The organism is Pseudomonas sp. HD6515, assembly GCF_024971855.1.
GTDB lineage: Bacteria > Pseudomonadota > Gammaproteobacteria > Pseudomonadales > Pseudomonadaceae > Aquipseudomonas > Aquipseudomonas alloputida.
The window spans coordinates 211,382-224,832 of the sequence record NZ_CP079827.1; the positions used below are offsets into that span (position 1 = coordinate 211,382).

General features: G+C 62.1%; 11 protein-coding genes. 1 reads left to right on the forward strand and 10 read right to left on the reverse strand.

What is annotated here, in order from left to right:
* Positions 1-69: 69 nt before the first annotated feature.
* A complete protein-coding gene (locus KW568_RS00895) occupies positions 70-1,098 on the reverse strand; it encodes a sensor domain-containing diguanylate cyclase (protein ID WP_003255864.1) in 1,029 nt (342 codons plus the stop codon).
* Positions 1,099-1,197: 99 nt separating this feature from the next.
* Positions 1,198-2,382, reverse strand: coding sequence for a delta-9 fatty acid desaturase DesA (desA, locus tag KW568_RS00900; protein ID WP_004576383.1), 1,185 nt, complete (start codon positions 2,380-2,382; stop codon positions 1,198-1,200).
* A 146-nt stretch (positions 2,383-2,528) separates the two neighbouring features.
* Between desA and dibA the strand changes: the two genes are divergently transcribed.
* Complete coding sequence (gene dibA, locus KW568_RS00905) at positions 2,529-4,424, forward strand: phosphodiesterase DibA (RefSeq protein ID WP_033726065.1); 1,896 nt, start codon at positions 2,529-2,531, stop codon at positions 4,422-4,424.
* A gap of 28 nt (positions 4,425-4,452) precedes the next feature.
* On the opposite strand, the gene KW568_RS00910 is transcribed toward dibA, so the two are convergent.
* From KW568_RS00910 to tcyN, 8 genes are all read right to left on the reverse strand, one after another.
* Positions 4,453-5,097, reverse strand: coding sequence for a methionine ABC transporter permease (locus KW568_RS00910; RefSeq protein ID WP_003255861.1), 645 nt, complete (start codon positions 5,095-5,097; stop codon positions 4,453-4,455).
* Positions 5,087-6,196 carry a methionine ABC transporter ATP-binding protein gene (locus tag KW568_RS00915; RefSeq protein ID WP_033726693.1) on the reverse strand — a complete coding sequence of 370 codons (1,110 nt, stop codon included), beginning with the start codon at positions 6,194-6,196 and terminating at the stop codon, positions 5,087-5,089. Before KW568_RS00915 ends, KW568_RS00910 begins: the two co-directional genes overlap by 11 nt.
* 1 nt (position 6,197) lies before the next feature.
* Positions 6,198-6,998 (reverse strand): MetQ/NlpA family ABC transporter substrate-binding protein, encoded by an 801-nt coding sequence (locus KW568_RS00920; protein ID WP_004576381.1) that lies wholly within the window; start codon positions 6,996-6,998, stop codon positions 6,198-6,200.
* Positions 6,991-8,376 (reverse strand): LLM class flavin-dependent oxidoreductase, encoded by a 1,386-nt coding sequence (locus KW568_RS00925; protein ID WP_004576380.1) that lies wholly within the window; start codon positions 8,374-8,376, stop codon positions 6,991-6,993. Before KW568_RS00925 ends, KW568_RS00920 begins: the two co-directional genes overlap by 8 nt.
* Positions 8,376-9,557: an SfnB family sulfur acquisition oxidoreductase gene (locus KW568_RS00930; protein ID WP_004576379.1), complete on the reverse strand. Its 1,182-nt coding sequence runs from the start codon at positions 9,555-9,557 to the stop codon at positions 8,376-8,378. Before KW568_RS00930 ends, KW568_RS00925 begins: the two co-directional genes overlap by 1 nt.
* A gap of 84 nt (positions 9,558-9,641) precedes the next feature.
* A protein-coding gene (locus KW568_RS00935; protein WP_085983016.1) for an IS3 family transposase occupies positions 9,642-10,996 on the reverse strand; the annotation gives its coding sequence in 2 pieces (ribosomal slippage) (positions 9,642-10,520 and positions 10,523-10,996; 1,353 coding nt in all).
* A gap of 136 nt (positions 10,997-11,132) precedes the next feature.
* Positions 11,133-12,374, reverse strand: a complete 1,242-nt coding sequence (locus KW568_RS00940) for an SfnB family sulfur acquisition oxidoreductase (protein WP_004576378.1) — start codon at positions 12,372-12,374, stop codon at positions 11,133-11,135.
* Positions 12,375-12,692: 318 nt separating this feature from the next.
* Positions 12,693-13,451, reverse strand: coding sequence for an L-cystine ABC transporter ATP-binding protein TcyN (gene tcyN / locus KW568_RS00945; protein WP_003255850.1), 759 nt, complete (start codon positions 13,449-13,451; stop codon positions 12,693-12,695).

Below are 13,451 nucleotides of genomic sequence, written 5' to 3' on the forward strand. Positions count from 1 at the left end.
TTGCCCGCTCCCACAGGTGTGGCGCCGGGCCCGCGAATACCGGCCAAAGCCGGTGCCCTTGCCGCCTGATCAGCCGCGGACTATCTGGTTCTTGCCCTGCCGCTTGGCCTGGTACATTGCCGCATCGGCCCGCGCATACAGGCTGTCCAGCGCCACATCCTCATCGGTCAGCTCGGTCAGCCCCTGGCTCACCGTCACCCCGTACGTCTGCTGGCCATGGCTGAAGCTCAAGTGCTGAATCTGCCGTTGCAAGCGCTCGGCAATCTGCTCCGCGACCTGGGCGTTGCAGCCCGGAAACACCGCCGCAAATTCTTCGCCGCCAATGCGTCCGAACAGGTCGCCCCGGCGTAGCACGGCCTTGCCGCTGTCGGCGATGTGTTGTAGCACCTGGTCGCCTTCCTGGTGGCCATAGCTGTCATTGATGCGTTTGAAGTCGTCGATATCCAACAGCAGGAAAGCCAGCGGTGTACCATCCTCGCGTGCACTGTCGAAGGCTTGCTGAGCACATTCGAAAAAGTGCCTGCGGTTACTGCTCTGGGTCAGCACGTCGGTGGTGGCCAGGCGCTGCAGTTCGCCTTCAAGCTGCTTCTTCTCGGTGATGTCTTCGGCGATACCGACAATGATTACCCGGTCGCCATCGTGCTGCTGGTTGATGTAGCACTTGTCGCTCAGCCAGCGCAGTTGCCCATCGGCATTGAGGATGCGGTACTCGCGGTCTTCCACCGCCCCCTTGAGCAGTACCTGGGCCAGGCTACGTTCGGCGAACTCGAGGTCGTCGGGGTAGATGCTGTCACGCCATTCGTTGTAGTCAGCCAGCACCAGGCTGACCGGGCGGCCGAAGATGCGCTCGTAGGCTGGGCTCACGTACAGCACCTGGCGGGTTTCCCAGTCGAAGGCCCAAAGCACTGCGTTGACGCTGTCGAGCAACGAGCTGAACAGCTGATCACGCTCACTCAGGCGGGCAACCTCACCTTGGGCGTGGAGCAACGCCAGTAAAGTCTGGGCAGCTTCGGGAGGAGGGGTGCCGGGGAAAATCGTTGGAATGTTCTTGGCCATGTGCACGGAGCAGGTCTCAACGTGAAAGCGTGCGGCCAACATCCGGCCCGCCACGCAGGCGATATTCCGGATTCGAGTGGAGAGGCGGGGGCGAAGTTCCGAACGGCACGCCCCGTTGCGGGGCGTGCCGATCAACGGCGGTCAGGCGCCGGTCGGGCGCAGCGAGTAAGTCTTGAGTTGTGCTGCGAAGTCGCGCAGTGCCTGGATGCCGCTGGTTTCGGCCTCGTGTACCCAGTCTTTCATGGCAGCCAGCATGTCGTGGCCGTTGGCACTGGTGCGCGCCCAGATCTGCTGCAGGGCCAGGCGTTTTTCGTAGATGGTTTTCAGTGCCTGGCTGTGCGCGAGCATGGACTCGATGCGCACGTGGTGGCGGTCTTCCAGCAGGCTGGTTTCGCGCGAGAGCAGCCGTTTGGCACGGCGGAAGCGGTAACGCACCGAGGCGTCGACACGGGCCAGTTCCTGTTTCACCAGCGGGCCGATCACCAGCTTGCGGTACTGGGCCATGATCTGGAAGCGGTTGTTGAGGATGGCCATGGCGGTGTCCATGTCCAGGCTGGCCTTGCCGGCCACCCGGTGGGCGATGGGCGCCACGCGCTGCACCTTGGCCAGACGCAGCAGGCAGAACAAGCGGATCCACGCCCAGCCCATGTCGAACTCCCAGCGTTTGACCGAGAGCTTGGCCGAGTTGGGGTAGGTGTGGTGGTTATTGTGCAGTTCTTCACCGCCGATGATGATGCCCCAGGGCACCAGGTTGGTGGCGGCGTCGCGGCATTCGAAGTTGCGATAGCCCAGGGCATGGCCTAGGCCGTTGACCACACCGGCGGCCCAGAACGGAATCCACATCATCTGCACCGCCCAGATGGTGATGCCCAGGGTGCCGAACAGCAGCAGATCGATCACCGCCATCAGTGCGATGCCGCCCAGTTTGTAACGCGAGTACAGGTTGCGCTCAATCCAGTCATCCGGGCAGTTCTTGCCATAGATGCGCAGGGTTTCGGGGTTGCGTGCCTCTTCACGGTACAGCTCGGCACCTTTGCGCAGCACCGTGCCCAGGCCCTTGTACACCGGGCTGTGCGGGTCGTCGGGGGTTTCGCACTTGGCGTGGTGCTTGCGGTGGACGGCGGTCCACTCACGGGTGTTCTGCGCCGTGGTCAGCCACAGCCAGAAGCGGAAGAAGTGCTTGAGCGCGCCGTTGAGCTCCAGGGCCCGGTGCGCGGAGTAGCGATGCAGGTAGACCGTGACGCTGACAATGGTCACGTGGGTCATCAACAGAGTGATGCCGACCAGTTGCCAGGCCGACAGGTCGAGCAGGCCGTTATACCACATAGGTGCAAATACCCTCGAAATGCAGGGGGAAGGGCTGATTATCCCTTGGCGGGGAAATAAAACCAGTCAACCGTTGAGATAGGAGGTCACGACATGTTTCAGCCTTTATAATGCCCGCTCCTTTTTGATGGCCTTTCCCACCCGACATGTCTGTTTCCGTTCGCGACGCCTTGCGCATGGCTGCGCTGTATGTGGTGCTCTCGATCCTCTGGCTTGCGCTGGCAGAGGTGATGCTGCACAGCATGACTGACGACCCCTTGGCATTGACTGTGGGGCGGCAGATCAACGTGGTGGTCTGGGTGCTGCTCAGTGCCGTGCTGATCTACGTGTCGCGTGTGCGCCTGCTCAATTTCATCGGCCATGGCGCGCGTTTGCGTTGCGAAGACCGTGAACGGCTGCGCATGGCTGCCGCGGTGTTCGACAGTACCCTCGAGGGTGTGCTGGTGACCGACCGCCAAGGCCTGATCGTGCACGTCAATCGTGCCTTCATGCGCATCACCGGCTACCAGCAGGATGAGGTCATCGGCCATCGCCCGAGCAAGTTCAAGTCGGGCCGCCATGGCCTGGCCTTCTACCAGGAAATTTTTGCCACCCTGGCCGAGAAGGGCGAGTGGAGTGGTGAAATCTGGAACCGGCGCAAAAGCGGGGAAATCTACCCGCAGTGGCAGACCATTTGCGCCATTCGTGATGACGAAGGTGAGCTCAGCCATTACGTGGCGGTGTTCAGTGACATCAGCGCCATCAAGCATTCGGAACAAGAGCTTGCCTACCTCGCCCACCACGACCCGCTGACCGGCCTGCCCAACCGCCTGCTGTTTACCGACCGGGTGGAGCAGGCATTGGCGGCGGCGCAGGCCAACAAGCGCGGTTGCGCCCTGTTGCTGCTGGACCTGGATCATTTCCAGAGCATAAACGACGGCCTGGGCCATACCATTGGCGACCAGTTGCTGAAGCTGGTAGGTGAGCGTCTGGGAGAGGTGTTGGGTAACGGCATGACCCTGGCGCGTCTGGGCGGCGACGAGTTCGGCGTGCTGGCCGAAAACTGCCAGCAGGTTGGCCAGGCGGGCAAGCTGGCGCAATGCATCATCGAGCGCATGCGTGAGCCGTTTCAGTTCGAGGGCAATCGTCTGTTCATCAGCGCCAGCGTCGGAATCAGCCTGTTCCCCAGCGATGCCTTGAGTGCCGAGCAGTTGCTGCGCAATGCCGACTCGGCGTTGTACAAGGCCAAAAGCAACGGTCGGGCCTGTTATGCGCTGTACACCGAAGAGCTGACCGCCCACGCCCAGCATCGGGTCGAGACCGCCGCCGAATTGCGTCGGGCCCTGGAGCAGGATGAACTGCGGGTGTACTTTCAGCCGGTACACGACTTGGCGACGGGCCGGCAGGTCGGGGTCGAGGCGTTGGTGCGCTGGCAGCACCCCGGGCGCGGCCTGGTACCGCCGAGTGAGTTCATCCCGATTGCCGAACGCACCGGCCTGATTGCCGAGATCGATACCTGGGTGCTGCAACAGGCCTGTCGGCAAATGGTGCAGTGGCAGGCTGAAGGCCGGCAGCTGGCATTTGTTGGGGTGAACATCTCCAGTCGCCTGTTTGGCCAGCATGAGCTGTATCGGCAGGTAGCCGAAGTGCTGCACGACACCGGCCTGGCCCCGGCCTTGCTGGAGCTGGAAGTGACCGAAAGCGCGGTGATGGAAGACCCTGAGGTGGCGCTGGAGCAACTGCACCGCTTGCGCGAACTGGGGGTGACCCTGGCCATCGACGACTTTGGCACGGGGTATTCGTCACTGCTGCGGCTCAAGCGTTTGCCGGTGCAGAAGCTGAAAATCGACCAAGGGTTTGTGGCTGGGTTGCCAGTGGATGAAGACGACATCGCCATTGTGCGGGTGATCATCGCCTTGGCCCGTAGCATGGGTATGCAGGTGCATGCCGAGGGCATCGAGCAGGCGGAACAGGCCAGCTTCCTGTTGCAGGAGGAGTGCCAGTTGGGGCAAGGGTACTGGTTCGGGCGGCCAGTGCCGGCTGCGGATCTTCGCTGGGATTGAGAGCGGGCTGCAAAGCAGCCCTCAGATTTCAACGCTTGTTCAAACCCTTCGCCAGGCGGTCCCCGCCCAGCTGGATCAACGCCACTAACGCTACCAGCATGGCGATCACGGTCAGCATGATCTGGCTGTCGAAACGCTGGTAGCCATACCGATAGGCGATATCCCCCAGCCCGCCGGCACCAATCGCCCCGGCCATCGCCGACGAGTTGATCAAGGTCACCAAGGTAATGGTGAAGCCCCCGACGATCCCCGGCAGCGCCTCGGGCAACAGTACATGCCAGACGATGTGCCAGCGCCGGCAGCCCATGGCCTGTGCGGCTTCCACCAGACCATGGTCGACCTCACGCAGGCTGACCTCGGCAATCCGCGCAAAGAACGGTGTGGCGGCAATGGTCAGCGGCACCACTGCCGCCCACACACCATAAGTGGTACCCACCACCAGGCGGGTGAAAGGAATCAGCGCAACCATCAGGATCAGAAACGGAATCGAGCGGAACAGGTTGACGAAGGCGCCCAGCACCCGGTTCAGCAGCCGCGCCTCGAAGATCCCACCCTTGTCGCTGGTGACCAGCAGCACCGCCATGGGTACACCCACCAGCAGGGCGATCAGTGACGAAACCCCAACCATCAGCAGCGTATCAAGCAAGCCTTCCAGCAGGCGATCAAACCACATGGCCCAATACCTCCACGTCCTCGGCCCAACGGCGGGCACGTTCCAGCAATTGATGGGTGTCGTGCGGCGAGTGTTGCACCGAGAGGATGAGTTGCCCCAAGGCATGTTCGCCGATGGTTTCCACGCCGCCCTGCAGCAGACGCACACGCCCGCCCAGGTCGTTGAACAGGGCAGACAGCTCTGGCTCGCCAAGCACCGTCAGTTTCAGCACTACGGCGCTGTTGCCGCTCGCCGGGTGGGCCTGGAGGCTGGCTTGCAGTGCGGCGGGTAGCTTGGCCTGCAAAGGGGCGAGCAGGGTGCGGGTAACCTCGTGACGAGGTGAACCAAACACCCGCCAGACCTCGCCCTGCTCGACCACTGCGCCGCGTTCCAGCACCACAACCCGGTGGCAGATGTCGCGAATCACCGCCATTTCGTGGGTGATCAGCACGATGGTCAGCCCCAGGCGCTGGTTGATATCGCGCAGCAGCTCCAGGATCGAGGCGGTGGTTTCCGGGTCCAGCGCCGAGGTGGCCTCGTCGCACAGCAGGATCTCGGGGGTGTGCACCAGTGCCCGGGCAATGCCCACGCGCTGTTTCTGCCCGCCGGACAGTTGCGCCGGGTACACGTGATGTTTTTCCTGCAGGCCGACCAGTTCCAGCAACTCGCGCACCTTGCGCTGGCGTTCGGCTTTTGCCACGCCGGCGACTTTCAACGGCAACTCGACGTTCTGCCACACGGTCTTGGCCGACATCAGGTTGAAGTGCTGGAAGATCATGCCGATGCGCCGGCGCAGGGCCACAAGCTGGTCCTCATTGAAAGGCGCGATATCCACCTGGTCGATCAATACGCGGCCCTGGCTGGGTTGCTCCAGGCGGTTGATGGTGCGCAGCAGTGATGACTTACCGGCGCCGCTGCGGCCGATGATGCCGAAGATCTCGCCATGGCGGATGTTCAAGTCAATGCCTTGCAAGGCCGGTTGCGCCTGGCCCGGGTAGGTCTTGCCCAGGCCGATGAAGCGCACGTGGGCTTCATTGACCTCGGGGCGCAGGGCCTGTTCCCTCGCCATAGGCGGCAGTGCTTGGGGTGTAGGCGCCCTGAGCGCGCTGGCCTGGCTCATGTCAGCCTTCCCAGCCGGCTTGGTAGAGCTTGCCGTGAGCTTTGTTCAACGCAGCGCGCACTACTGGCGAATGCTGGTAGATGTCGACGAACTGGGCCAGGCGTGGGTCGTCCTTGCTTTGCGGGCGAATGACGAACTGGATCACGTATTCCTTGTTTTCCAGCCCATCGAACAGCAACGCCGAGGTGGCATCGAAGGTGTTGGCCAGGCGGATGTAGGCCGGGTAACCCTGCACCAGGTCGGCGTCGTCGTAGGCGCGTACCAGTTGCACCGCCTCGACCTGAAGGATCTTCAGCTTTTTAGGGTTGGCGACGATGTCATCCTCGGTGGCCTTGTAGCCCACGCCGGGCTTCAGGGTGATCAACCCGGCCTTGGCCAGCAGCAGCAGGCCACGGCCGCTGTTGATCGGGTCGTTGGCGATGGCCACGCTGGCGCCTTCAGGCAGCTCGGCAAAGCTTTTGTACTTTTTCGAGTACAGGCCAACGTTGTTGATGATGCCCGGGGCGTAAGGCACTAGGTTGAAGCCTGCAGCAGCCTTGGCGTTTTCCAGGAACGGGATGTGCTGGAAGTAGTTCACGTCGATGTCGCCGCTGTTGAGGCTGACATTGGGCGCAATCCAGTCGCTGAACTCGATCAGCTTCACTTCCAGGCCTTGCTTGTGGGCTTCTTCCACCGCGGCTTCCAGCGGAATGGCAAAGGCCGAGGTGGTACCGATCTTCAACGGCTCGGCAGCAAGGGCACCGGCGCACAGGCCGAGGGTGATGGCAATGGCCGCGACGGGCCGGAACAGTTTCTCAAGCATGGTGCAGGGCTCCAGTCGGGGCAGGGGTAAAGCGGTAAGCCGAGCCAGGATGGTCGGCGGGTAAGTGCGGGTGGTCGGCCTGGAACAGTTTTTCGCGCAGGGTGCCTTCGGTGTAGGCCGTCTTGTAGCGGCCACGCAGCTGAAGTTGCGGGATGACCAGCTCGACGAAGTCCTCGAAGCTCTCCGGGGTGACGGTGCGGGTCAGGTTGAAACCGTCCAGGCCGGTTTCATCGATCCACGCGATCAACTGCTCGGCCACCTGTTCAGGCGCGCCGACCAGGGTTACGTAGCGACCGCCCAGGGCGTGCTGTTGCAATAGGCGCCGGCGGGTCCAGGCGTTGTCTTGCAACTGGCGCGTGGCTGACTGGATGGCGTTGCCCTGGTTGAAAGCAATGGGTTCGTCCAATTCATAGGCGGCGAAGTCGATGCCAGTGGACGCGGCGAAGTGCGCGACGCCCGCTTCGGCGCTGGCGTGGCGCAGGTACTCGGCGTGTTTGGCCTGGGCCAGTTGCTCGGTGGCCGCAACGATCACCGTGATGCCCATGAACACTTTGACTGCCTGCGGGTCGCGGCCGGCGGCCTGGGCGGCCGCGCGAACCTTGTCGACCTGGGCACGGGTGGCTGCCTTGTCTTGGCCACTGATGAACACGCATTCGGCATGGTTGCCGGCGAAGGCCAAGCCACGCGCAGAGCTGCCAGCCTGGAACAGCACCGGGGTGCGCTGCGGTGAGGGCTCGCACAGGTGGTAGCCTTCGACCTTGTAGAACTCGCCTTGGTGCTGAACCTTGCGCACCTTGTCGGGCGTGGCATAGACGCGATGCTCGCGGTCGGCGACCACTGCGTCATCGGCCCAACTGCCTTCCAGCAGCTTGTACAACACCTGCAGGTATTCATCGGCCTGATCGTAGCGGCGATCATGCGCCGGTTGCTGCGCCAGGCCCATGGCCCGGGCAGCGCTGTCGAGGTAGCCGGTGACAATGTTCCAGCCCACCCGGCCATTGCTCAGGTGGTCGAGTGTGGAAAGTCGCCGGGCGAACAGGTACGGCGCCTCGTAGGTGAGGTTGGCGGTAAGGCCAAAACCCAGGTGACGAGTGACTGCAGCCATGGCGGAGACCAGCAGCAGCGGGTCGTTGACAGGCAGCTGGATCGACTCCTTGAGGGTGACGTCCAGAGACTTGCCGTAGATGTCGTAGGTGCCGACGATGTCGGCAATGAAAAGCCCGTCGAACAGACCCCGCTCCAGCAGGCGTGCCAGGTTGGTCCAGTAGTCCAGGGTCTTGTACTGGGTTGAAGTGTCCCGTGGGTGGGTCCACAGACCGTGGTTGATGTGCCCGATGCAGTTCATGTTGAAGGCATTGAGCAGAATCTGCTTGGCCATCAGATGGTCCCCCGGCGTGGCGGGTTGGCATCGTTGAGGTAGTAGTTGCCGATGGCGTGGTACTTCCAGCGCACCGGATCGTGCAGGGTGTGCACGCGAGCGTTGCGCCAGTGGCGGTCGAGGTTGTGTTCGGCCAATGTTGCCTGGCTGCCGCCCAGTTCGAACAGGGTGGTACCGGCGGAGAGGGAAATTTCGGTGCTGATGGCGCGTGCTTCGGCCACGGCAATGGAGGCGGCGGCAACATTGTCGGCAGTGCTGTCGTCGCGTGCGCGGTCGAGGTATTCGCCTGCGCGCTCCAGCAGGGCTTCGGCCGCGTGCAAGCGGATCGCCAGATGGCCGAAACTTTTCAGCGTCAGCGGGTCATCCGTGGCCTTGTCCAGGCCGGAGTCGACCCACGGACGGCTGCGGGTGCGCACGAAGTGCAGGGCGTCTTCATAGGCGGCGCGGGCAATGCCGGTGTCGATGGCGGCATGGAGGATCTGCGCCAGCGGGCCAACCGGGGTGGGGCGCTCGAAGGCGCTCTGGAACGGCACCACGTCCGCTGCGCTGACGTACACGTTATCGAACACCACCGAACCGCTGCCGGTGGTGCGCTGGCCGAAGCCGCTCCAGTCGTCGATCACCTGCAGCCCCTGGCTGTCGGCCGGGACGAAGGCCAACTGTTGTATGCCTTGTTCATCCACGACCGAGGTTGGAATGCGTTGGGCATAGATGGCGCCTGTGGAATAGAACTTGCGCCCGTTGATGCGGAAACCGTCGCCGTCACGGCTCAGGCGGGTGGTGCGCTCGTGGGCGGTCTTGGTGCCCAGCTCGGCCAGGGCATTGCCGAAACGGCGGCCGGCCAGTACCTCGGTGTACAGGCGCTGTTGCTGTTCGGGGCTGCCGTTTACCCGCAGCACTTCCAGACCGTAGAAATGATTCTGCGGAATCTGCCCGAGCGAACCGTCGGCCTGCGCGATACGGGCGATGACCTTGGCCAGGGTGACGTTGGATACGCCGGCACCGCCGAAGGCTTTGGGCACGCTGATGGCCCACAGGCCGGAGCGGGTGAACAGCTCGAGTTCGGCCAGCGGCAGGCGGCGCTCGCGGTCGCGCAAGGCGCTGTCGCGGCGCAGTTGCTGGGCGATGTCTTCGGCGACGGCCAGGGCTTGGGCGTCGTTGGTGATGATAGCGATTGTCATGGAGTTCTCCGGGGGCCGCTTTGTGGCCCTTCGCGGGCTTACCCGCTCCCACAGGTTGGACTGCCCCCCAAAAGTTGGACAGTTTTAAGCTGCAGCCTGAGCCCTGTACTCCACAGGGCTCAGGCCATTGAGCCTCAGCTTGATGCGATCATGGTTGTAGTAGTGAATGTACTCATCCAGACCCGCTCTCAGCTCATCAATGCTCTCGAAACGCTTCAGGTAGAAAAACTCAGACTTGAGCGTGCCGAAGAAGCTTTCCATGGCCGCGTTGTCCAGGCAATTGCCTTTTCGAGACATGCTCTGCTTTACCCCACATTCGCTTAGCTTACGGCGGTATTGCGCCTGCTGGTAATGCCATCCCTGATCCGAATGCAGCACGAGCTTCGGTTTCTCTCCCAGGCAATCGAGCGCTTTGCCAAGCATGTTCCCAACCAGGCTATAGCACGGGCGGCTGGCCATTTCGTAGGCCACGATTTCGCCGTTGTACAAATCCATCACGGGCGACAGATAGAGCTTCTGTTGAGCTACTTTGAACTCGGTTACGTCAGTCACCCACTTTTGGTTTGGGCGTTGAGCGATAAAATTTCGCTCCAGTACATTCGCTGCCACTTTACCGACGGTACCTCGATAGGAGCGATATTTCTTGGGGCGCACTACTGATTTCAATCCCTGCTCAGCCATCAGCCGTTCAATGACCTTCTTGTTCACCCGCTTTTCCTTCCTGATTACGAGTGCGATACGGCGATAACCATAAAGCCCTTTCTGCTCGTGGTAGACGCGATGCACCAATGCCTTGAGCTCAGCATGCCGATCTGGCTTCTGCTGAGCTTTGAGCTGGTAGTAGAAGGTGCTGCGCGCCAGCTCGACCAGTTGAAGGAGGTCAGGCAAAGGAAACCTGCGCTTGAGTTTGGAAACGATCAGGACTTTTTCCCGCGTGTTCGTTCCTTTTCCTCGCGCAGAGCCTTGAGCTCCTTTAGGACAGCATTCTCCATGCGCAGGTACTCAAGTTCAGCCATCAGCTGATCTCGAGACTTCTGATCATCATTGGTATCGGTGGGTTTGGCAGGCTTGATCTTCTTCGACACGTCGATTGGCTTTCTTGGCTTGATGGCAGTAGAGGGTGCAGGACTGCCACTGTAGTACTGCCGCTGCCAAATGCCTATCTGAGAAGACTGCCCAAGACCAAAGTGGGCAGCGGTCTGGCGCAGCGAAAGCCGATGCTCGTGCATATAGCTAAGCACCTGCTGTTTGAAATCACTGGTATAGCGCCGCCCATGCGAGCCTGGACCAATGCCATTATTGGCCTGATAACTGGCCACCCAGCGTCGAAGCAGGCTGAAATCGATACCTAAGTGTTGAGCCACCTTTCGGAAACCGTTGCTGCCATCCAGGTAGGCTGTGATCGCTGTGAGCTTGAATTGCTCGGTGTACTTACCCATAGATCCCCCAAGGGTTGGATTGGTGTCCAACTTCTTGGGGGCAGTCCAGGTGAAGTGATGCCCGTTCAGGCGGTGGCAATCCTGTGGGAGCGGGCAAGCCCGCGAAGGGCTGCGCAGCAGCCCCAAAGGCAGCAAATCAGATCCAGGAATGCCGTGCAGGCAGGGTGCCGTTAAGGTGGTAAGCGCCCACCGCGTGGTACTTCCAGCGCACCGGGTCGTGCAGGGTGTGCACCCGAGCGTTTCGCCAGTGGCGGTCGAGGTTGAACTCGGCAAGGGTGGCGCGGCTGCCGGCCAGCTCGAACAGCTTTTCGCTGGCCTGCAGGGCAATTTCGGTAGTCAGCACCTTGGCCTCGGCCACCGCAATCGAGGCACGTGCCGCACTGGCTGCGTCGATAGGCGCAGCATTGACCTCGTCGAGTACCCGAGCGGCTTTGCGCAGCAGCGCTTCGGCGGCGTGCAGCTCGAGTTTCAGGCGGCCGAAGTCGGCAATTACATAAGGGTCGTCACTGGCACGGTCGACGTTGGCTTCAATCCACGGCCGGGACTTTTCGCGCACGAACGTGATCGCATCATCGATAGCTGCTTCGGCGATGCCGGCGTCGATCGCCGCCTGGATCAGCTGCGAAGCGGCGCCCTGAATGTTGGGGATATCGCGCTGGCGCCAGTTGTCGATTACCAGTTCCGCGTCCACCGGCACCTGGTCCAGCAGCACGGTACCGCTGGCGGTGGTGCGCTGGCCGAACCCGGACCAGTCATCGACAATGCGCAACCCCGGGCTGCCCCGGCGCACGAATGCCAGGCGCTGGCGGCCTTCGTCGTCGAGGGCTTTTACCGCCACCCAATGGGCGAACAAGGCACCGGTGGAGTAGAACTTCTCGCCACTTATGCGGTAGCTGTCGCCGGCGCGCGTGATTCGGGCCTTGAGGGTGAGGGTATCCCTGGTGCCACGCTCAGGCCCGGCATTGCCGATGCGCCAGCCGTCGAGCACGCTGCGGAAGATCAGCGCTTGCTGCGCCTCGCTGGCCGTCAGGCGCAGCAGTTGCAGCATGCCGAACTGGTTCTGCGGGATCTGCCCCAGGGCGGGGTCGGCGGCGCTGATCAGGCGGAACACTTCGGCGACGGTTGCGAACGATACGTCGGGGCCACCGTAGGCCTTGGGTACGCTGATGCTGCCCAGACCGCTGCGGGTAAACAGCTCGATTTCGGCCCAGGGCAGTTTGCGTTGCTGGTCGCGCCGGGCAGCTTGCTCACGGGCGACCTCGGCCAGTTCGCGGGCCGCTTGCAGGGCTTCGGCGTCGTTGCGCAGTACCTTGGCCGGCAGCAGCGGGGGCGAGCTGTCCAGATCGCTATGGAATTGGGTGTTGGCTTGGCTGGGCATCAGTGCCGCTCCTTGGCTGCACTCAATGCCCTGGCGTTACGCACTGGGGTGATTGTGATCCTGACCATTCCTGACCTCACAAAATAGTTATGTCGCTACAGCTGATCGCGACAGATGTGTGCTGGTCCGGTGGTCCGGTTTATATACCCTAATGATTTATAAAAATTTTATGAACTAACTTTTTGGAATATTTATAGAAGGGGGGGATTTGTTAAGGGCGTGCTGGCCTCTTCGCGGGTAAACCCGCTCCTACACATGCCTCAAGATCTGTGCATTCACTGTAGGAGCGGGTTTACCCGCGAAAGGGCCGGAACAGGTTTACTCGGAGGCCGCAGTCCCGAGGAACTTGCGCAAGAACTGCCGGGTACGTTCTTCCTTCGGCGCCGCGAACAGCGCCTTGGCCTCGCCCTGCTCCACGATCACGCCCTTGTCGAAGAAGATCACCCGGTTCGCCACGTCCCGGGCAAAGCTCATCTCGTGGGTGACGATGATCATGGTGCGCTTTTCCTCGGCCAGGCCGCGGATGGTCGCCAACACTTCACCGACCAGCTCCGGGTCCAGCGCCGAGGTCGGTTCGTCGAACAGGATTACCTCTGGTTCCATGGCCAGGGCACGGGCGATGGCCACGCGTTGCTGCTGGCCGCCGGACAGGCGCCGTGGGTAGGCGTCTTCCTTGCCCGCCAGGCCGACTTTGGCCAGCAGGCGCCGGCCAAGCTCGATGGCCTGTTCGCGAGGCGTCTTCTTGACGATCACCGGCCCCTCGATCACGTTCTCCAGGGCAGTGCGATGGGGGAACAGGTTGAAGTTCTGGAACACGAACCCGGCTTGCTGGCGCAAACGGCGAATCGCACCCTGCTGCCCGCCCAAAGGGCGGTTGGCATCGATGCTGATGGCGCCGATCTGGATCTGCCCGGCATCGGGGGTTTCCAGCAGGTTAAGGCAGCGCAGGAAGGTGGTTTTGCCCGAGCCACTGGGGCCGATGATGGCCACCACTTCACCGGGCTGCACGGTCAGGTCGATACCGTTGAGCACGGTCTGGCCCTTGAACCGCTTGGTCAGGCCTTTGACTTCAATCAT

What these genes read in the sequence shown, in the direction of transcription:
- KW568_RS00895 (WP_003255864.1), bottom strand. Translation starts at nt 1,098, where the DNA reads ATGTTGGCCGCACGCTTTCACGTTGAGACCTGCTCCGTGCACATGGCC.
- desA (WP_004576383.1), bottom strand. Translation starts at nt 2,382, where the DNA reads ATGTGGTATAACGGCCTGCTCGACCTGTCGGCCTGGCAACTGGTCGGC.
- dibA (WP_033726065.1), top strand. Translation starts at nt 2,529, where the DNA reads ATGTCTGTTTCCGTTCGCGACGCCTTGCGCATGGCTGCGCTGTATGTG.
- KW568_RS00910 (WP_003255861.1), bottom strand. Translation starts at nt 5,097, where the DNA reads ATGTGGTTTGATCGCCTGCTGGAAGGCTTGCTTGATACGCTGCTGATG.
- KW568_RS00915 (WP_033726693.1), bottom strand. Translation starts at nt 6,196, where the DNA reads ATGAGCCAGGCCAGCGCGCTCAGGGCGCCTACACCCCAAGCACTGCCG.
- KW568_RS00920 (WP_004576381.1), bottom strand. Translation starts at nt 6,998, where the DNA reads ATGCTTGAGAAACTGTTCCGGCCCGTCGCGGCCATTGCCATCACCCTC.
- KW568_RS00925 (WP_004576380.1), bottom strand. Translation starts at nt 8,376, where the DNA reads ATGGCCAAGCAGATTCTGCTCAATGCCTTCAACATGAACTGCATCGGG.
- KW568_RS00930 (WP_004576379.1), bottom strand. Translation starts at nt 9,557, where the DNA reads ATGACAATCGCTATCATCACCAACGACGCCCAAGCCCTGGCCGTCGCC.
- KW568_RS00940 (WP_004576378.1), bottom strand. Translation starts at nt 12,374, where the DNA reads ATGCCCAGCCAAGCCAACACCCAATTCCATAGCGATCTGGACAGCTCG.
- tcyN (WP_003255850.1), bottom strand. Translation starts at nt 13,451, where the DNA reads ATGATTGAAGTCAAAGGCCTGACCAAGCGGTTCAAGGGCCAGACCGTG.